This window comes from Methylobacterium tardum, assembly GCF_023546765.1.
GTDB lineage: Bacteria > Pseudomonadota > Alphaproteobacteria > Rhizobiales > Beijerinckiaceae > Methylobacterium > Methylobacterium tardum.
In genome coordinates this window covers 5,183,926-5,201,575 of record NZ_CP097484.1, presented here as the reverse complement: position 1 = coordinate 5,201,575, position 17,650 = coordinate 5,183,926, and the positions used below count along the sequence as shown (strand labels likewise).

Here is a 17,650-nt window from a genome sequence, read left to right as displayed (position 1 = left end):
CTGAGGATCGTTGAACGCCCGTGAACCCTCTCCGCTCTGGATCCCAGGTCGCGGGCCTCGCCGCGCAGCGCTTCGTCGCCCACGACGGCTGGGCGATCGCGAGCCACATCGCCCTCTCGACCCTGACCTCGCTGTTCCCGTTCCTGATCCTGCTCGCGGCGCTCGCCGGCCTGTTCGGCACGCAGTCGCTCGCCGACGAGGCCGGGGTGCTGATCTTCGACGCGTGGCCCCGGGAGATCGCCAAGCCGATCGTCGGCGAGGTGCACCGGGTGCTCACCGAGCAGCGCAGCGGCGTGCTGACGCTCGGCGCGCTGTTCGCCCTGTACTTCTCGTCCTCGGGGGTCGAGAGCCTGCGGGTCGGGCTGAACCGCGCCTACGGCCTGCGGGAGAGCCGGCCCTGGTGGCTGACCCGGCTCGAATCGATCGGCTACGTGATCTGCGGCGCCTTCGCCATGCTGGCCTTCGCGCTGCTCGTAGTGCTGGGCCCCCTGATCTGGCGCAGCATCGTCCTGGTGGCGCCGGGGCTTGAGCCGCTGGGACTCGCCGTGGCGATCGGGCGGATCGGCGTCACGGCCCTGCTGCTCGCGGTGATCCTGGTGATCGCCCATAAGTTCGTCGCGGCCGGGCGGCGCTCGATCCTGTCGGTGCTGCCGGGGATCGGCGTGACGCTGGTCCTGTGGTTCTTCGCGGGCCTCGGCTTCGGCTACTACCTCGACCGGTTCTCCAACGCCTACGCGTCGACCTACGGGGGGCTGGCCACCGCGATGGTGTTCCTGGTCTTCCTCTACTGGCTCGCCGCCATGTTCCTGTTCGGCGGCGAGATCAACGGCACGGTCATCGCCGCCCGCCGCAGCCGCCTTCAGGCGAAGATGCTGGCGCGCCGGGCCGAGATGGAGGGCCGCTGGACCGCCTCGAACACCTGAGGATCGCCGGGCCGGCCTGGATGCGCCGGAGCACACGGGAGACGGACCGTCCGCCCGCGATGCGGGCAGCGCCGTCGGTTCCACCGCGAACCCGTTCGTGCGGCGCGGCACAGAAAAAAGCCGCCCCGGACGGAGCGGCTTCGAGGAGTCTTCAGGGAGGCATCAAACAGAGCGGACGAGATGTCCAACTCGACATCCAGATCTCTGGATGCCCCTTCATGCCTCGAAAACCTTAATGGTCAGTTAATATCAGTTTTCTCTGCCGTTTCTACGCGGCCAGACTGTCGAACAGGCCGCGCCCATCGGTCCCGCCGATCAGGCCTTCGACGAAGTTCTCCGGATGGGGCATCATGCCGAGGACGTTGCGGTTCTCGGAGAACACGCCCGCGATCGCGTTGAGCGAGCCGTTGCGGTTCGCCTCCACGGTGATGGTCCCGTCCGCGTCGCAGTACCGGAACGCCACGCGACCCTCGGCCTCGATCCGCGCCAGCGTCTCGGGATCGGCGAAGTAGTTGCCTTCGCCGTGGGCGACGCAGACGTCGATGACCTGACCCTGCCGGTAGGCGCTGGTGAAGCGGGTGTCCGCGCGCTCGACCCGGAGAGTCTGCCGGTGGCAGATGAAGCGCCGGTTGACGTTGCGCATCAGCACGCCCGGCAGCAGCCCCGATTCGCACAGGATCTGGAAGCCGTTGCAGATGCCGAGCACGAGGCCGCCGCGCGCCGCGTGGGCCCGGACGGCATCCATCGCGGCCGCCCGGCCGGCGATGGCGCCGCAGCGCAGGTAGTCGCCGTACGAGAAGCCGCCCGGCAGGACGGCCAGGTCGGTGCCGGCCGGGAGCTCGTGGTCGGCGTGCCAGACCAGGCTGACCTGTGCCCCCGACCGGCGCAGGGCCCGGACGACGTCCGTCTCGCGGTTGGAACCAGGGAAGACGACAACCGCGGCGTGCATCAGAGGATCTCGATCGCGTAGTTCTCGGCGACGGTGTTGGCCAGGAGCTTCTCGCAGGCCGTGCGCAGGGTCGCCTCGGCGGCGGCGCTGTCGGCGGCCGACACCTCGATGTCGAAGACCTTGCCCTGCCGTACGCCGTCGACGCCCTCGATGGCGAGGGACTTGAGGGCGGCCTCGATCGCCTTACCCTGCGGGTCCAGCACACCGGTCTTCAGGGTGACGATGATACGGGCTTTCATGGATCGACGGGTCTCACGGATAGCCGGGACAAGAGCATGACCTGCGGCATCGTTACGCACCGCGGGCGGTATCTAGCAGGAACGACCCCGGACTGTCGAACGCGTCAGGCGCATGGGAGGGATCGTTCTCTCAATTGCAAGTTGAAGCTGCGTATTCCTAAAGGCTTCATGCCGGTCGACGCGGCGTCGGCGCACCGCTTCTCAGCGGCTCGATGCTGGTCGCCCGGCGCCACAGCTGGACCATGATCCAGGCCGCGAACAGACTGAAGATCCCCATCAGGACATGGCCGACCCGGTCGCCGAGATCGAAGATGCCGGCGACGGCCCAGCCGGCCGCGATCGCCACGGCGAACACCTCGGTGCCCACGAGGACCATCATGCTCACGATGGTGATGGCGTTGCGCCCGTTCACGAAATCCGCCCTCAAAACCAGTCCGGGTCCCGGACGGAACCGCCCGGGACCCGTGCAGCTAGCCCACACAGGCCAGCCGACGCAACCGAGTGTGTGTTATCGCGCTGGCAACAAAGGCGGAGCAACGCGACAAGCCCGCACCTTAGAGTAGCCAGCCTCGTCATTCCGGGCTCGCCTGCGGCGCCCCGGAATGACAGGACGATGGCTGTCCCACAGGCGACGACCTGAAGGCCGCGTGCCGCGAACCTGAATGGCGAGTCCTGACGTCAGCGCGGCGCGCGCTTGGCCAGGATCCGCTGCAGCGTCCGCCGGTGCATGTTCAGGCGTCGGGCGGTCTCGCTGACGTTGCGGCTGCACAGCTCGTAGACGCGCTGGATATGCTCCCAGCGCACCCGGTCCGCCGACATCGGGTTCTCGGGCGGGTCGGCCCGCTCGCCCGGCTGCGCCATCAGCGTGCCGTGGATCTCGTCCGCGTCCGCGGGCTTGGCGAGGTAGTCGAAGGCGCCGAGCTTCACGGCGGTCACCGCGGTGGCGATGTTGCCGTAGCCGGTCAGGATCACGCCGCGCGCTTCCGGGCGGCGCTCCTTGAGGCGGGCGATCACGTCGAGGCCGTTGCCGTCGCCGAGGCGCATGTCGATCACCGCGAAGGCCGGAGCCCGCGCCTCGACGGCCGAGACGCCGTCGGCGACGCTGTCGGCCACCTGCACGTGGTAGCCGCGGCTCTCCATCGCGCGGGCGAGGCGCGTCGAGAAGGGCTTGTCGTCGTCGACGATCAGCAGGCTGCGGTCGGAGAAGGCGGCCAGCGGATCGGCATCGTTGATCACGGCAGCGTCGGTCGCCGCCGAGGTCCCGGGCTGCGTAAGCATCCGGCACTCCTTTCGAGTTTTCGTCGTCGGGTTCTTGGTCTGTCCCTCATATAGGGACGACATCGCGCGGTGGCAGGGGGGGGCGGATATTGAGTTCCGGAGAATGCCGCGGCACTGCACCCCGCTCGAAGATGTGGCGGGCCCAGGAGACGCGCACGACCGCCCCGTGCGCGTCCGGCGCCGCGACGTTCATCAGGGCGAGCTGGGCGCCCGAGCGCTCGATCAGGGTTTTGGCGATGAACAGCCCGAGGCCGAGCCCCGCGCCCACGGTCTCGCCGGATTGCGGCCGGTCGTGGCTGCGGGTCGTCACGTAGGGCTCGCCCGCCCGCAGCAGCACCTCGCTGGAGAAGCCCGGCCCGTCGTCGCGGATCTCGATCCAGACCCGCTCGGCTGACCAGCGCCCCTCCACGGAGACGCGGGCCTCGGCGAAATCGACGGCGTTGTCGAGGATGTTGGCGAGGCCGAACATCACGCCGGGGTTGCGGCGGCAGGCCGGCTCCGGGCCGTCGCCGGCGCTGCTGACGTCGAGCCCGGCGCCGAGCGCCCGCTGCGGGGCGACCAGCTCCTCCACGAGGTGGCTGAACGTGACCGTCTCCAGGAAGCCGGCGCCGGCCCCGTCCCCGTCGAGGGAGGTGAGCTTGCCGAGGATGCCCCGGCAGCGGTCGACCTGCTCGCGCAGGAGATTCAGATCCTCCGCGACCGCCGGGGAGGCGGTGGGCCCGAGCTGGCGGATCAGCTCCTTGGTCACCACCATGATGGTGCCCAGCGGCGTGCCCAATTCGTGGGCAGCCGCGGCCGCCAGCCCGTCGAGCTGCGACAGGTGCTGCTCGCGCGCCAGCACCAGCTCGGTGGCGGCCAGCGCCTGGGCGAGGAGCCGCGTCTCCTCGGCCACCCGCCACGCGTAGACGCCCGTGAAGGCGGTGCCGAGCAGGATCGCGGTCCAGACGCCGGAGACGTACAGGAACGGCAGCTCGATCCGCCCGTCCGCGAACCAGGGCAGGGGCCGGTGGACCAGGGCCAGCAGGGTCGCGAGTCCCACCGCCAGCAGGCCGAGCGCCAGCGTCCGCTCCGGCGGCAGGGCGGTCGCGGAGATCAGCACCGGGGCGAGGAACAGCAGCGAGAACGGGTTCTGCAGGCCGCCGGTGAGGAATAGCAGGGCTGCGAGCTGGACGATGTCGAAGGCCAGCAGCAGGGCCGCGGAATCGTCGCTGAGCCGGTAGCTCGCCGGGAAGCGGATCCGCAGGGCGAGGTTCAGCCAGGACGAGGTGGCGATCACCAGGAAGCACCAGCCGAACGGCAGCGGCAGGCCGAGGCCGAACTGCGCCCCTACGACCGCCGCGCTCTGGCCGGTGATGGCGAGCCAGCGGAGGCGGACGAAGGTGTCGAGCCGCAGGTGTCGGGCGTCGCGGCCGAGGCCGCTGAGGTCGGTGTCGGGCATGGGCTGTTTCGGTGCGGCGCCGGACCGGCGGTTCCGGTGCGGTTGGCGCGCGGAGTCCTACCGCATGGCGCGGAGGCAGGGAGTCCGGCAATCCGTCCCAGCATGGCGGTCCGGCCGAATTGTCGCGGGCTGACGTCGTGACGGGCAAGTCCGCCCGGCGCAAGGATGTTCCATAATCGTTCAGGCTGGAACATTATCCTGGTGATCCGGGTTCCCGCCTTCCGGGCCGCGAGGCTGGACGCCAGCGGCCGGGTCCGAGACCGCGAGGTAACGATGCTCCTGGCCTACTCGATGTACGAGGGTGCCCGCGCCTTGATGGCGCCGGCCCGGGTCGCCGCGGACCTCACGCGCTACGGGCTGCAGATGCCCGGCAATCCCCTGGCCTACGGACCCTATGCCCGCGCGGTCAGCGCCGGCTGCGAGATGTTCGAGCGCGTCACCCGCCAGTACGGCAAGCCCGCCTTCGGGTTCACCGAGACGGTCGTGGACGGCGCGGCGGTTCCGGTCACCGAGCGGGTGGTCTGGGAGCGGCCGTTCTGCCGCCTGATCGCCTTCGACCGCGCCTTTCCGGCCGCCCCGGCCGAGCCGCAGCCGAAGCTGCTGATCGTCGCGCCGATGTCGGGGCATTACGCGACGCTGCTGCGCGGCACCGTGGAGGCGATGCTGCCGAACCACCGGGTGTTCATCACCGACTGGACCGACGCCCGGATGGTGCCGGTCGTCGCCGGCCGGTTCGATCTCGACGATTACATCGACTACCTGCAGGAGATGTTCGCGGTCCTCGGGCCGGACCTGCACGTCATGGCCGTGTGCCAGCCGGCGGTGCCGGTCTTCGCCGCGGTGGCGCTGATGGAGGCGGCCGACGAGCCCGCCGTGCCGGTCTCGATGACCCTGATGGGCGGCCCGATCGACACGCGCCGCTCGCCCACCGCGGTGAACTGCCTCGCGCAGGAGCGCGGACAGGCGTGGTTCGAGAAGAACACGATCAGCCTCGTGCCGCCGATCTATCCGGGGGCCTGGCGCCAGGTCTATCCGGGCTTCCTGCAGCTGTCGGGCTTCATGGCGATGAACCTCGACCGCCACGTCACCGCCCATTCGGACATGTTCGACCACCTGGTGACGGGCGACGGCGACTCGGCCGAGAAGCACCGGGAGTTCTACGACGAGTATCTCGCGGTGATGGACCTCACCGCCGAGTACTATCTCCAGACCGTCCAGACCGTGTTCGCCGATCACGCTCTGCCGAAGGGGCAGATGCGGCATCGCGGCGTGCCGGTCGATCCCGGGGTGATCCGGCGCTGCGCGATCCTCGCGGTCGAGGGCGAGAACGACGACATCTCCGGCGTCGGCCAGACCAAGGCGGCCCTCGACCTGACGCCGAACTTGCCCGAGGCGCGCAAAGGCTACCACCTCCAGGCCGGCGTCGGCCATTACGGCGTGTTCAACGGCTCCCGCTACCGGGCGGTGATCGCGCCGCGCATCGCGGCCTTCATCCGCGCCATGCAGGCGGTGCCCGGCGCGCGCGGCGGGCATCTGCGCCAGGTCGGCTGAGGCGCCCGATCCTCCGCGCCGTCATTCCGGGGCGCCGCAGGCGAGCCCGGAATCCAGACGCGCAGGTTGTGCCAGCCCTTGACGCGTCGGCGGTTCTGGATCCCGGGCTCCGCTGCGCGGCCCCGGAATGACGGGGTGGAGCGGCTTCGCTCGGCGTGCTCCGGGAGCCGGACCGAACGATTCCCGTCCCGGGTCGGCGACTGATCCAAGCTGTCGGACCCGTGAGCGGACGGGATCGGGGCAACGGCCGCGCAGGCGCCGGGCCCCGTATCCGGGCGCGGACAAATCCCCCGCCAATCTGAATACATAACGCACTCCCGGCCTGGCTGGCGCGGGGCTTGCGAGACGCTGTCCGTGAGCCCGATCCGCACCGAGACCAACGACGCCCATCCTGTCGCCGCCGCGCGGTCGGCGGCTGGGCCGACGCGTGCCCGGGCCCCGTTGTCACGCCGGGCCATTGCGCCCCCGCGTCAGAACCGTTCAAACTCGCCCACAAGGTGTGGGCCGGCGATCAGTGCTTGAGACCCGCATCGCCAGGGAGAAGACGATGGACCGCAGGACGTTCCTGAAGGGCTCGGCCGCGCTCGGGCTGGCCGCACCGCAGATCGCACGCCCGGCGCTCGCCCAGGGCGCCAAGGTGCTGCGCTTCGTCCCGCAGGCGAACCTCGCCAATTTCGATCCGATCTGGGGCACCCAGTACGTCGTGCGCAACGCCGGCACCCTCGTCTGGGACATGCTGTACGGCGTCGACGACCAGTTGAAGCCGCAGCGGCAGATGGTCGAGTCCGAGGAGGTCTCGGGCGACAAGCTGACCTGGACCTTCCGGCTGCGGCCCGGCCTCACGTGGCATGACGGCGAGCCGGTGACCGCCAAGGACGTGGTGGCGAGCCTCACCCGCTGGATGGCCCGGGATCCGATCGGCCTGATGATCCGCGGCGTCCAGGACGAGCTGGCGGCGACCGATGACCGGACCTTCCGCTGGCGCCTGAAGAAGCCGTTCCCGAAGCTCCTCTACGCGCTCGGCAAGACCAACGCCCCGATGGCGCTGATGATGCCGGAGCGGATCGCCAAGACCGACCCGTTCACGCAGATCACCGAGTATGTCGGCTCGGGCCCGATGAAGTTCGTCCGCAACGAGTGGGTGCCGGGCGCCCGGGCGGTGTTCGAGAAATTCGCCGGCTACAAGCCCCGTGAGGAGCCGAATTCCTGGCTGGCGGGCGGCAAGCGCATCCTGATCGACCGGGTCGAGTGGGTGATCATGCCGGACCCCGCCACCGCCTCGGCGGCCCTGCAGAACGGCGAGGTCGACTGGTGGGAGAACCCGATCTCCGACCTCGTGCCGCTCCTGCGCAAGAACGCCAACCTCAACGTCGATATCGCTGATCCGCTGGGCAATGTCGGGTCGTTCCGGATGAACCACCTGCACCCGCCCTTCGATAACCCGAAGATCCGCCAAGCCGTCATGGCCGCCATGAGCCAGGAAGATTACATGCGGGCGATCGTCGGCGACGACGACAGCCTCTGGAAGAAGCTCCCGGGCTTCTTCACGCCGGGCACGGCGCTCTACAGCGAGGCGGGCGGCGGCAATGTCGGCAAGGGCGACATCGCGCTCGGCCGCAAGCTGCTCAAGGAAGCCGGCTACAAGGGCGAGCCCGTCACCTGCATCGTGGCGCAGGACCAGCCGATCACCAAGGCGCAGGGCGACATCACCGCCGACCTCCTGAAGCAGATGGGCTTCAACGTCGACTTCGTCGCCACCGACTGGGGCACCACCGGCACCCGCCGCGCCTCGAAGGCGCCCCCGCCCAGGGCGGCTGGAACATGTTCCACACGTGGCACGCCGGCGCCGACACCATCAACCCGGCGGGTTATCCGGCGGTGCGCGCCAACGGCGACAAGGCGTGGTTCGGCTGGCCGGACATCCCGCCCGTGGAGGCGGGGATCACCGAGTGGTTCGACGCGGCCGATCCGGCCTCCGAGAAGGCCGCCATCGACAAGGTCAACGCCGCCGCCTGCGAGGGCGTGGTCTACGTCCCGACCGGGTTCTTCCTGGGCTACCAGGCGTGGCGCAAGAACGTCTCGGGCATCGTGAAGGGGCCGATTCCCTTCACCTGGGGCGTGTCGAAGGCTTAGGACCGGAGGCGCCCCATGCTCGGCTATATCGGCAGGCGCATCCTCGCCACCATCCCGGTCATGGCGGTGGTCGGGCTGTTCGTCTTCAGCCTCCTCTACTTCGCCCCCGGCGACCCGGCGGCGATCATCGCGGGCGACCAGGCGACGCCCGACGACGTCGCCCGCATCCGCGCCACGCTCGGCCTCGACCGGCCGTTCCTGGTGCGGTTCTGGGAATGGTCGTGGCAGATCCTGCACGGCGATCTCGGCACCTCGATCTTCACCAACCTGCCGGTCACCACCATGATCGGCCAGCGGGTGCAGCCCACCGTCTCGCTCATGCTCGTCACCCTGGTCTTCGCCATCGTGGTGGCGGTCCCGCTCGGCGTCGTCGCCGCCTGGAAGGCCGGCAGCCTGATCGACCGCCTCGTCATGGGGCTCGCCGTGATGGGCTTCTCGGTGCCGGTCTTCGTGGTCGGCTACGTGCTGGCCTACGTGTTCGCCCTCGAACTCGGCTGGCTGCCCGTGCAGGGCTACACGCCGATCGAGCAGGGGTTCTGGCCCTGGCTGTCGAACCTGATCCTGCCGGCGGTGACGCTGGGCCTCGTCTACATCGCGCTGATCGCCCGGGTGACCCGGGCGACCATGCTCGACGTGCTCCAGCAGGATTACGTGCGCACCGCCCGGGCCAAGGGGCTGTCGCAGGGTCCGGTCCTGTTCATCCATGCCCTGAAGAACGCCGCGGTGCCGATCGTCACCGTGATCGGCATCGGCATTGCGTTGCTGATCGGCGGCGCCGTCGTGACCGAGACGGTGTTCGCGATTCCCGGTCTCGGCCGTCTCACGGTCGATGCGATCCTCCGGCGCGATTACCCGGTCATCCAGGGCGTCGTGCTGCTGTTCAGCTTCGTCTACGTGCTCGTGAACCTCGCCATCGACCTGTCCTACACCTTGCTCGACCCGAGGATCCGCTATTGACCGCGACCGCCGCGCCTTACCCCGACAGCGCCCGGCCCACGGGCCTCCCGCCCGCAGAGGCCTCTCCGAAGGCACCGCCCCCGCCGGGCCTCGCGGTCGCGGCGCCGCTGCCGGACGTCATCCCGGTGCGCAAGCGCCGGGGCCGGGTCTGGTCCTATGTCCGCCGAAACCCGACTATCGTGGTCGGCGGCGTGCTGCTCCTCATCGTGTTCCTGATGGCGGTGCTGGCGCCGTGGCTCGGCACCGTCGATCCGACCGCCCTGGCGCCGGCCAAGCGCACCCGGGTGCCATCCGCGCAGTACTGGTTCGGCACCGACATGCTCGGCCGCGACGTCTACTCGCGGGTGGTCTACGGCGCCCGGGTCTCGCTGCTGGTCGGCTTCTCGGTGGCGTTCCTCGCCTCGATCGCCGGCCTCGCGGTCGGGCTCGTCTCCGGCATGGTGCGCTGGCTCGATGGGATCATCATGCGGATCGTCGACGGCATGATGTCGATCCCGCCGATCCTGCTGGCGGTCGCGCTGATGGCGCTGACCCGCGGCTCGATCCAGAACGTGATCATCGCGATCACCATCGCGGAGATCCCGCGCGTCGCCCGCCTCGTGCGCGGCGTGGTCCTGTCGCTCCGCGAGCAGCCCTACGTCGAGGCGGCGGTGACCACCGGCACCCGGATGCCGGCGATCATCTGGCGCCACATCCTGCCCAACACGCTGGCACCCATGACCGTGCAGGCGACCTACATCTGCGCCTCCGCGATGATCACCGAGGCAATCCTGTCGTTCATCGGCGCGGGCGTGCCGCCCTCGACGCCGTCCTGGGGCAACATCATGGCCGAGGGCCGGGCCCTCTGGCAGGTGAAGTTCTACATCATCCTGTTCCCGGCCATCTTCCTCTCGATGACGGTGCTCGCCGTGAACCTCGTCGGCGACGGCCTGCGCGACGCCCTCGATCCCCGCATGGCCAAAGATGTCTGAGACCGCACGTGTGATGAGGACCGGCAGCATGAGCGGCACCCCCTCCTGTCGATCGAGAACCTGCAGGTCCATTTCCGCACCCCTGACGGGGTGAACCGGGCGGTGGACGGGGTCTCGTTCGCGATCCAGTCGGGCGAGACCCTGGCGATCGTGGGCGAGTCCGGCTGCGGCAAGTCGGTGACCTCGATGTCGATCCTGCGGCTCCTGCCCGAGCCGCCGGCCCGCATCGCCGGCGCGATCAAGTTCGAAGGAAAAAACCTCCTCGACCTGCCGAACAGCGCCATGCGCAAGATCCGCGGCAACGACATCAGCGTGATCTTCCAGGAGCCGATGACCTCGCTGAACCCGGTGCTGACGGTCGGCCGTCAGATCGGCGAGACCCTGCGGCTGCACCAGGGCCTCGGCCGCCGCGAGGCCGAGGAGCGGGCCGTGGAGATGCTGACGCTGGTCGGCATCCCCGAGCCGCGGCGCCGGGTGCGGGAATACCCGCACCAGCTCTCCGGCGGCATGCGCCAGCGGGTGATGATCGCCATCGCGCTCGCCTGCTCGCCGAAGCTCCTGATCGCCGACGAGCCGACCACGGCGCTCGATGTGACCATCCAGGCCCAGATCCTCGACCTGATGCGCGACCTGAAGGCCCGGGTCGGCGCCGCGATCATGCTGATCACCCACGATCTCGGCGTGGTCGCGGAGGTCGCCGACCGGGTGGTGGTGATGTATGCCGGCCGCAAGGTCGAGGAGGCGCCGGTCCGCGACCTGTTCCGCTCGCCGCGCCACCCCTACACCCGCGGCCTGATGGGGGCGGTGCCGAAGCTCGGCGCCGTCGAGCACGGCGCCGACGCGCGGCTCGCCGAGATCCCCGGCATGGTGCCGAGCCTCAAAGGCCGGATCGAGGGCTGCGTCTTCGCCGGGCGCTGCCCGGACGTCACCGACCTGTGCCGCGCCTACGCGCCGGCCCTGGAGCCGAAGGCGCCGGGCCACCTCGCCGCCTGCCACTACGCGCCGAAGGACGCCCTCGCGGCATGAGCGCCACGCCCGCACCCGCCGCCCGCACCCTGCTGGAGGTCAATGACCTCAAGAAGCACTTCGCCCTCGGCGGCGGCCTGCTCGGCCGGCAGACCCGCGTGCTGAAGGCCGTGGACGGCTTGTCCTTCACGGTCGCCCGCGGCGAGACCCTGTCGCTCGTCGGCGAATCCGGCTGCGGCAAGTCCACCGTCGCCAAGGCGCTGATGCGCCTCTACGCGCCCACCGCCGGACAGGTGGTGCTCGACGGGCGGCGCATCGGCGACCTCTCGGCGGGGGCGCTGCGTCCCCTGCGGCGCCATATCCAGATGGTGTTCCAGGACCCGTTCTCGTCGCTCAACCCGCGGATGCGGGTGCGGGCGATCCTGGCCGAGCCGATCCGCAATTTCGGGCTGGCCCACAACGCCGCCGACCTGGAGAGCCGGCTGGCCAGCCTGATGGAGCGGGTCGGCCTGCCGCGGGAGGCGCTCGGCCGGTACCCGCACGAGTTCTCGGGCGGCCAGCGCCAGCGCATCGGCATCGCCCGGGCGCTCGCCGCCGAGCCGGACCTGATCATCTGCGACGAGGCGGTCTCGGCGCTGGACGTCTCGGTGAAGGCGCAGATCGTCAACCTGCTGCGCGATCTGCAGCGCGAACTCGACCTCGCGATGCTGTTCATCTCGCACGACCGGCCATCGTCGAGCACATGACCCACCGCGTCGCGGTGATGTATCTCGGCAAGATCGTCGAGATTGGCCCGCGCCGCGACCTGTTCCTGGCGCCCAAGCACCCCTACACCCAGGCCCTGCTCTCGGCGGTGCCGATCCCGGAACCCGGGGCCGGACGCACCCGGATCGTGCTCAAGGGCGACGTGCCGAGCCCGATCAACCCGCCGTCGGGCTGCCGCTTCCACACCCGCTGCCCGCACGCCTTCGACCGCTGCCGGACCGAGGTGCCGGGCCTCGATCCCGTGGGCGCCGGCCACTTCGCCGCCTGCCACCTCAACGACGTGGCCGCCCCCGCCCGGGCGGCCTGACGGATCGGATCCCTGCAGACGGCTTTTGGAGACAACCGTGCAGCACGACCTCATCCTGAAGGGCGCGCGGGTCATCGACCCGTCGCAGAACCACGACGGGATCTGCGACGTCGCCTTCGCGGACGGCCGCGTCTCGGGCTTCGGCCGGGACCTCCCGGCCGGCCCGGGCACGCAGGTGCGCGACATGGAAGGCGCCATCGTCACGCCGGGCCTGATCGACCTGCACACCCATGTCTACTGGGGCGGCACCTCGCTCGGCATCGACGCCGACGCGTTCTGCCGGACCTCCGGGGTGACCACCTCGGTCGATACCGGCAGCGCCGGGCCCGGCAACTTCGCGGGCTTCCGCAGTCACGTGATCGAGCGGTCGCAGGCGCGGATCCTCGCCTACCTGCACGTCTCCTTCGCCGGGATCTTCGGCTTCTCGAAGACCATCATGGTCGGCGAGAGCGAGGATCCGCGGCTGATGGCGCCCCGGGAGGCGGTCGAGGTCGCCGAGGCCAACCGGGACGTGATCGTCGGCATCAAGGTCCGGGTCGGGCGCCACGCCTCGGGCGACCAGGGCACCGCGCCCCTCGACATCGCCCTGCAGGTCGCGGAAGAGACCGGCTTGCCGCTGATGGCCCATATCGGACGAGCCGCCGCCGAGCTACGAGCAGGTCCTGGCCATGCTGCGCCCCGGCGACGTGCTGACCCACGCGTTCCGGCCGTTCCCGAATTCGCCGGTGACCGCTCAAGGAGCGGTGAAGCCGGCGCTCCGCGAGGCGCGGGCGCGGGGCGTGCTGTTCGACATCGGCCACGGCAAGGGCTCGTTCGCCTTCAAGACGGCGCGGGCCATGCTGGCGGGCGGCTTCCTGCCGGACACGATCTCGTCCGACGTGCACCAGCTCTGCATCGAGGGACCGGCCTTCGACCAGGTCACCACCATGTCCAAGATGCTCTGCCTCGGCATGAGCCTCACCGACGTGATCGCCGCCTCGACGGTGAACGCCGCCGTGGCGCTGAAGCGGATGGAGTACGGGACCCTGAAAGTCGGGGCGCTCGGCGACGCCACCGTGCTGGCGGTGCGGGACGGCGCCTTCGACTACGTCGACACAAGGGGCGAGCACATGGAGGGCGCCCAGCGGATCACCGCCGAGGGCGTGGTGCTGAAGGGCCGGTGGTGGCACCCGGCCTGAGCCGGGGGCCAGAAGGCCGGAGCCTCACGCGGCCCGGACCGTCGCCAGGAAGCGGCCGACCTCGGCGGACAGGTGCTCGGACTGGCGCGACAGCTCGGAGGCCGCGCCCAGAACCACGGCTCGCCGCAGCCCCGGTCTCCTCGGCCGCGCCCGCCACCCCAGTGATGGTGCTGGTCACCGCGCCGGTGCCCTGCGCCGCCTGGGTGACGTTGCGGACGATCTCCTGGGTCGCCGCGCCCTGCTCCTCCACGGCCGCGGCGATCGTGGTCGCCACGCCGCTGATCTCCTGGATCCGCCCGGTGATCGCGCCGATCGCCGTGACCGTCTGACCGGTCGAATCCTGAACCCGCGCGATCTGCCCGGAGATCTCCTCGGTCGCCTTGGCGGTCTGCTCGGCCAGGGCCTTCACCTCGGACGCCACCACGGCGAAACCCCGCCCCGCAGCACCCGCGCGGGCCGCCTCGATCGTGGCGTTGAGCGCCAGAAGGTTCGTCTGCCCGGCAATGGACGAGATCAGGCCGACCACGTCGCCGATGCGGGTGACGGCCGTGCTCAGCTCCTGCACCAGCGCGCCGGTCCGGTCGACCTCGCCCACGGCCCGCCGGGCGAGCTCCGCCGAGCCGTCCACCTGCCGGCCGATCTCCTGCACGGAACTTCCCAATTCCTCGGCGGCGGCCGCGACCGTGTTGACGTTCGAGGCCGCCTCCTCGGCCGCGGCCGCCACGGTCGTGGACTGGGCCGAGGTCTGGGCCGCCATGGCCGACATCGACCCGGCGGTGGCCTGCAGCTCGGTGGCCGAGGACGAGACCAGGCCGATGATGCCGCCGACCGCCCGCTCGAAGCTGTCGGCCATCTGGCGCATGCCGCTCCTGCGCTGCTCCTCCGCGGCGAGGCGCGCCTCGGCGGTCTCGGCCTCGAGCTGCCGGGTGCGGATCAGGTTGTCCTTGAACACCTGAACGGCGGCGGCCATCGCGCCGATCTCGTCCCGGCGGTCCCGGTACGGCACCGCGGCGGCCGCGTCGCCGCGAGCCAGGACCGCCATGGCCTGGGTGATGACCGTGATCGGGCGGGACACCCGCAACATCCCGAACAGGGAAGCCGCGAGCGCCGCCGCCACCGCGAACGCCACCGCCACGTAGGCGGCGATCATGGCGGCATCGGCCTGCGCCAGGGCGGAGCTGGATTCCTGGTGCGCGCTGCGGTTGTTCAGTTCCGCGTCCGCCGCCAGGGCCTCGCGCATGCGGTTGTACATATCGAGCTGATCGCGGCCGCCGATGAGCGCCAGCGCCTCCGCCGGCTGGCCCTGCTCAAGGAGCTGGGTCATCGTGCGGTTGGAGGCCTCGTACTGCGTCCACAGCGCGCCGAACGTCGCCCACAGGGCCCGCTCCTCGGGCGAGGCGATCATCGGCTCGTAGAGGGCCCGGTCCGCCGCGAGCTTGGCCATGGCCGTTGCCTGAAGCTTCTGGTTGTCGGCCCGCTGCTCCGGCGTGGCGTTGTATGTGAGCATGCGAAATTGTTTGACGCGAATATCGGCAACGTCGTTCTGTATCGTCCCCAATATCAATACTGATGGTAGCCAATTCTTTGTGACCTCGTTCACAGAGAAACGGATACCGGAAAGCTTGATCAGGGAGAGTGTGCCCTGTCCTGCCGCGATGAGGGCAAGGCACCCGAAAGCTCCGATCAGGGCCGCCTTGATGGACAACTGAAATCGCATTGAGAGACCCCGAAAATTGCTCTCGGTCTAGACCGGTAAGGCCGCGTTTAGACCTAGCGGGGTCAGAAGTGCGAGATATTAATTAAGGAACCCCTGCGTGTCGACGTTGCCGGACAGGCCACGTTGCGGCCGAACACTGCGCGGATCTGTTCTGCTGGGCCTCCGGATCTTGCGCGCGGGCTGGTTCGGGCAAGTCGTCTCAGCCAAGTCGTCTCGGCCAAGACATCATGGTGCGCGGCTCGGCCGACCGGCCCGGCGTTCCCGGCCGTACAGGAGCATCGGATTCCCGCCGCGCGGCCTGACACACGGGCCGTCCGCTCCGGATTCCGGAGCGGGTCCGCCTTTACAGGCTCGGATGACGACCGATACACGTTTTTGTGAGGGCCGGACCATCTCCGGCCGTCAGCGACACGCGGCCCAAGCCGCGGCGCCAGGGAGGATGGATGGACACGGGTCAGCCCCTGCTGGAAGTCGACGGCGTCACGCTCCGCTACAAGACGCCCGATCACCTCGTCACGGCCACCTACCGGGTGAGCTTCCGGGTCTGGCCCGGAGACCGGTTCGTGCTGCTCGGGCCTTCGGGCTGCGGGAAGTCGACCCTGCTCAAGGCGGTGGGCGGCTACATGGCCCCCACCGAGGGCGAGATCCGGCTCAAGGGCCGGCCCGTGACCGAGCCCGGCCCCGACCGGATGATGGTGTTTCAGGAATTCGACCAGCTCCTGCCCTGGAAGACGGTCCGGCAGAACGTGGTCTTCGCCCTCGAAGCCTCCGGCCGGCTGAAAGGCCGCGAGGCCCTGGAGCGGGCGAACCTCTACATCGACAAGGTCAATCTCACGAAGTTCGCCGACAGCTACCCGCACACCCTCTCGGGCGGCATGAAGCAGCGCGTCGCCATCGCCCGCGGCATGGCGATGGAGCCCGACATCCTGCTGATGGACGAGCCCTTCGCGGCGCTCGACGCCCTGACCCGGCGGCGCATGCAGGACGAGCTGCTGATGCTGTGGGAGGGCACGCGCTTCACCGTGCTGTTCGTCACCCACTCCATCCCGGAGGCGATCAAGGTCGGCTCGCGCATCCTGCTGCTCTCGCCCCATCCCGGCGAGGTGAAGGCGGAGCTCAACAGCGCGGACTCGCCGGAGGCCGCGATGGGGCTGGAGAACCGGATCCAGCAGATGCTGTTCTCGGAAGAGATCGAGGAGGCGGAGAATGTCTAGCGCGCCCGTCCTGACCGGCCTGCCGCGCGCCGCACCCGCGCGCCCGTCCGCCGCGGAGTCGAGCCGTCCCGAGATCGTGCGCGAGACCGGCCACGCCCACGGCGCCACGGTGGTGGAGAAGCCCCTGTCGGTCGCCGAGCGGCTCTACAACCAGGCGTGGCTGCGCAAGATCGTGATCCTGCTCGTCCTGGCCGGGATCTGGGAGGCCTACGGGCGCTACCTCGACAACGATCTCCTGTTCCCGACCTTCTCGGCCACCGTGGAGGCGTTTGTCCGCGGCATCGCGGACGGCACGCTGCCGGCCCGCGCCTGGACCTCGCTCAAGGTCCTGCTGATGGGCTACGCCGCGGGCGTCGCGCTCGCGACCGCGCTCACCGGCATCGCCATCGCGTCGCGGATCGGGACCGACTTCCTCGAGACGCTGACCTCGATGTTCAATCCGCTGCCGGCGATCGCGCTGCTGCCGCTGGCGCTGATCTGGTTCGGCCTGGGCAACGGCAGCCTGATCTTCGTTCTCGTCCACTCGGTGACCTGGGCGATCGCGCTGAACACCCATTCGGGCTTCCTGTCGGTGAGCCGGACGCTGAAGATGGTCGGCCGCAATTACGGGCTGTCCGGTCCGCGGCTGATCGGCAAGATCCTGATCCCGGCGGCCTTCCCGTCGATCCTCACCGGCCTGAAGGTCGGCTGGGCGTTCGCGTGGCGCACCTTGATCGCGGCCGAGCTGGTCTTCGGTGTCTCTTCGGGAGCGGGCGGGCTCGGCTGGTTCATCTTCGAGAACAAGAACATGCTCGACATCCCGAACGTGTTCGCCGGGCTGCTCACCGTCATCCTGATCGGCCTCGTCGCCGAGAACCTGATCTTCCAGACGATCGAGCGGCGCACGGTTCAGCGCTGGGGCATGCAGGCGTGAGGGAAAGCGGTCCGGGGCGCGACACGCGCCCTCCCTCTTCCGCAGAGGCTCAGGACTGCACGGTCTGGAACATTCCCCTGCGTCTTGACGGTCGACGCCGTCATTCCGGGGCGCCGCAGGCGAGCCCGGAAACCAGACCCCCTGGCCGTGC

The 17,650-nt window shown here is 69.9% G+C and carries 12 protein-coding genes and 4 pseudogenes; 10 read left to right on the top strand and 6 right to left on the bottom strand.

The features are described from left to right. Nucleotides 1-20: 20 nt before the first annotated feature. On the top strand, nucleotides 21-923 hold the full coding sequence (locus tag M6G65_RS24865) for a YihY/virulence factor BrkB family protein (RefSeq protein WP_192710632.1): 903 nt from the start codon (nucleotides 21-23) through the stop codon (nucleotides 921-923). Nucleotides 924-1,191: 268 nt separating this feature from the next. Here the strand turns inward: M6G65_RS24865 and purQ are convergent, their stop codons facing one another. The 5 genes from purQ to M6G65_RS24840 form a co-directional block, all read right to left on the bottom strand. Then, a complete protein-coding gene (gene purQ / locus M6G65_RS24860) occupies nucleotides 1,192-1,872 on the bottom strand; it encodes a phosphoribosylformylglycinamidine synthase subunit PurQ (RefSeq protein ID WP_238195909.1) in 681 nt (226 codons plus the stop codon). Further along, nucleotides 1,872-2,111, bottom strand: coding sequence for a phosphoribosylformylglycinamidine synthase subunit PurS (gene purS, locus M6G65_RS24855; protein WP_250103018.1), 240 nt, complete (start codon nucleotides 2,109-2,111; stop codon nucleotides 1,872-1,874). Before purS ends, purQ begins: the two co-directional genes overlap by 1 nt. A gap of 166 nt (nucleotides 2,112-2,277) precedes the next feature. Then, nucleotides 2,278-2,523 (bottom strand): hypothetical protein, encoded by a 246-nt coding sequence (locus M6G65_RS24850; protein WP_238195908.1) that lies wholly within the window; start codon nucleotides 2,521-2,523, stop codon nucleotides 2,278-2,280. A gap of 266 nt (nucleotides 2,524-2,789) precedes the next feature. Continuing rightward, nucleotides 2,790-3,389 carry an ActR/PrrA/RegA family redox response regulator transcription factor gene (locus tag M6G65_RS24845; RefSeq protein WP_091782791.1) on the bottom strand — a complete coding sequence of 200 codons (600 nt, stop codon included), beginning with the start codon at nucleotides 3,387-3,389 and terminating at the stop codon, nucleotides 2,790-2,792. A gap of 46 nt (nucleotides 3,390-3,435) precedes the next feature. Beyond that, nucleotides 3,436-4,827, bottom strand: a complete 1,392-nt coding sequence (locus tag M6G65_RS24840; RefSeq protein ID WP_238195907.1) for an ActS/PrrB/RegB family redox-sensitive histidine kinase — start codon at nucleotides 4,825-4,827, stop codon at nucleotides 3,436-3,438. A 273-nt stretch (nucleotides 4,828-5,100) separates the two neighbouring features. On the opposite strand from M6G65_RS24840, the gene M6G65_RS24835 reads away from it, so the two are divergent. The 7 genes and pseudogenes from M6G65_RS24835 to M6G65_RS24805 all read left to right on the top strand — a co-directional run bounded on the left by M6G65_RS24835 (nucleotide 5,101) and on the right by M6G65_RS24805 (nucleotide 13,655). Beyond that, nucleotides 5,101-6,378: a polyhydroxyalkanoate depolymerase gene (locus M6G65_RS24835; protein ID WP_250103017.1), complete on the top strand. Its 1,278-nt coding sequence runs from the start codon at nucleotides 5,101-5,103 to the stop codon at nucleotides 6,376-6,378. Nucleotides 6,379-6,925: 547 nt separating this feature from the next. Continuing rightward, a pseudogene (locus M6G65_RS24830) lies at nucleotides 6,926-8,511 on the top strand (ABC transporter substrate-binding protein). Between the two features lie 15 nt (nucleotides 8,512-8,526). Then, the gene (locus M6G65_RS24825; RefSeq protein WP_091782462.1) at nucleotides 8,527-9,468 is read left to right on the top strand and encodes an ABC transporter permease; all 942 of its coding nucleotides are present in this window, start codon (nucleotides 8,527-8,529) and stop codon (nucleotides 9,466-9,468) included. Then, entirely contained in the window at nucleotides 9,465-10,439 is a 975-nt protein-coding gene (locus M6G65_RS24820; protein WP_373323719.1) for an ABC transporter permease, read from the top strand. The genes M6G65_RS24825 and M6G65_RS24820 overlap by 4 nt, the downstream gene beginning before the upstream one ends. Before the next feature lie 45 nt (nucleotides 10,440-10,484). Next, a complete protein-coding gene (locus M6G65_RS24815) occupies nucleotides 10,485-11,465 on the top strand; it encodes an ABC transporter ATP-binding protein (protein WP_250104284.1) in 981 nt (326 codons plus the stop codon). Further along, nucleotides 11,462-12,477, top strand: a pseudogene (locus tag M6G65_RS24810) (ABC transporter ATP-binding protein). Before M6G65_RS24815 ends, M6G65_RS24810 begins: the two are co-directional and overlap by 4 nt. A 37-nt stretch (nucleotides 12,478-12,514) precedes the next feature. Then, nucleotides 12,515-13,655: pseudogene (locus M6G65_RS24805) on the top strand (amidohydrolase/deacetylase family metallohydrolase). Between the two features lie 24 nt (nucleotides 13,656-13,679). On the opposite strand, the pseudogene M6G65_RS24800 reads toward M6G65_RS24805, so the two are convergent. Next, nucleotides 13,680-15,372: pseudogene (locus M6G65_RS24800) on the bottom strand (methyl-accepting chemotaxis protein). 443 nt (nucleotides 15,373-15,815) lie between these two features. Between M6G65_RS24800 and M6G65_RS24795 the strand changes: the two are divergent. After that, nucleotides 15,816-16,586, top strand: coding sequence for an ABC transporter ATP-binding protein (locus M6G65_RS24795; protein ID WP_238195900.1), 771 nt, complete (start codon nucleotides 15,816-15,818; stop codon nucleotides 16,584-16,586). Beyond that, entirely contained in the window at nucleotides 16,579-17,499 is a 921-nt protein-coding gene (locus M6G65_RS24790) for an ABC transporter permease (protein ID WP_250103016.1), read from the top strand. The genes M6G65_RS24795 and M6G65_RS24790 overlap by 8 nt, the downstream gene beginning before the upstream one ends. Nucleotides 17,500-17,650 lie beyond the last annotated feature (151 nt).

Excerpts from the sequence above, each read along its gene's own strand:
- purQ (WP_238195909.1), bottom strand. The coding sequence starts at position 1,872 with ATGCACGCCGCGGTTGTCGTCTTCCCTGGTTCCAACCGCGAGACGGAC.
- purS (WP_250103018.1), bottom strand. The coding sequence starts at position 2,111 with ATGAAAGCCCGTATCATCGTCACCCTGAAGACCGGTGTGCTGGACCCG.
- M6G65_RS24845 (WP_091782791.1), bottom strand. The coding sequence starts at position 3,389 with ATGCTTACGCAGCCCGGGACCTCGGCGGCGACCGACGCTGCCGTGATC.
- M6G65_RS24840 (WP_238195907.1), bottom strand. The coding sequence starts at position 4,827 with ATGCCCGACACCGACCTCAGCGGCCTCGGCCGCGACGCCCGACACCTG.
- M6G65_RS24835 (WP_250103017.1), top strand. The coding sequence starts at position 5,101 with ATGCTCCTGGCCTACTCGATGTACGAGGGTGCCCGCGCCTTGATGGCG.
- M6G65_RS24825 (WP_091782462.1), top strand. The coding sequence starts at position 8,527 with ATGCTCGGCTATATCGGCAGGCGCATCCTCGCCACCATCCCGGTCATG.
- M6G65_RS24795 (WP_238195900.1), top strand. The coding sequence starts at position 15,816 with ATGGACACGGGTCAGCCCCTGCTGGAAGTCGACGGCGTCACGCTCCGC.
- M6G65_RS24790 (WP_250103016.1), top strand. The coding sequence starts at position 16,579 with ATGTCTAGCGCGCCCGTCCTGACCGGCCTGCCGCGCGCCGCACCCGCG.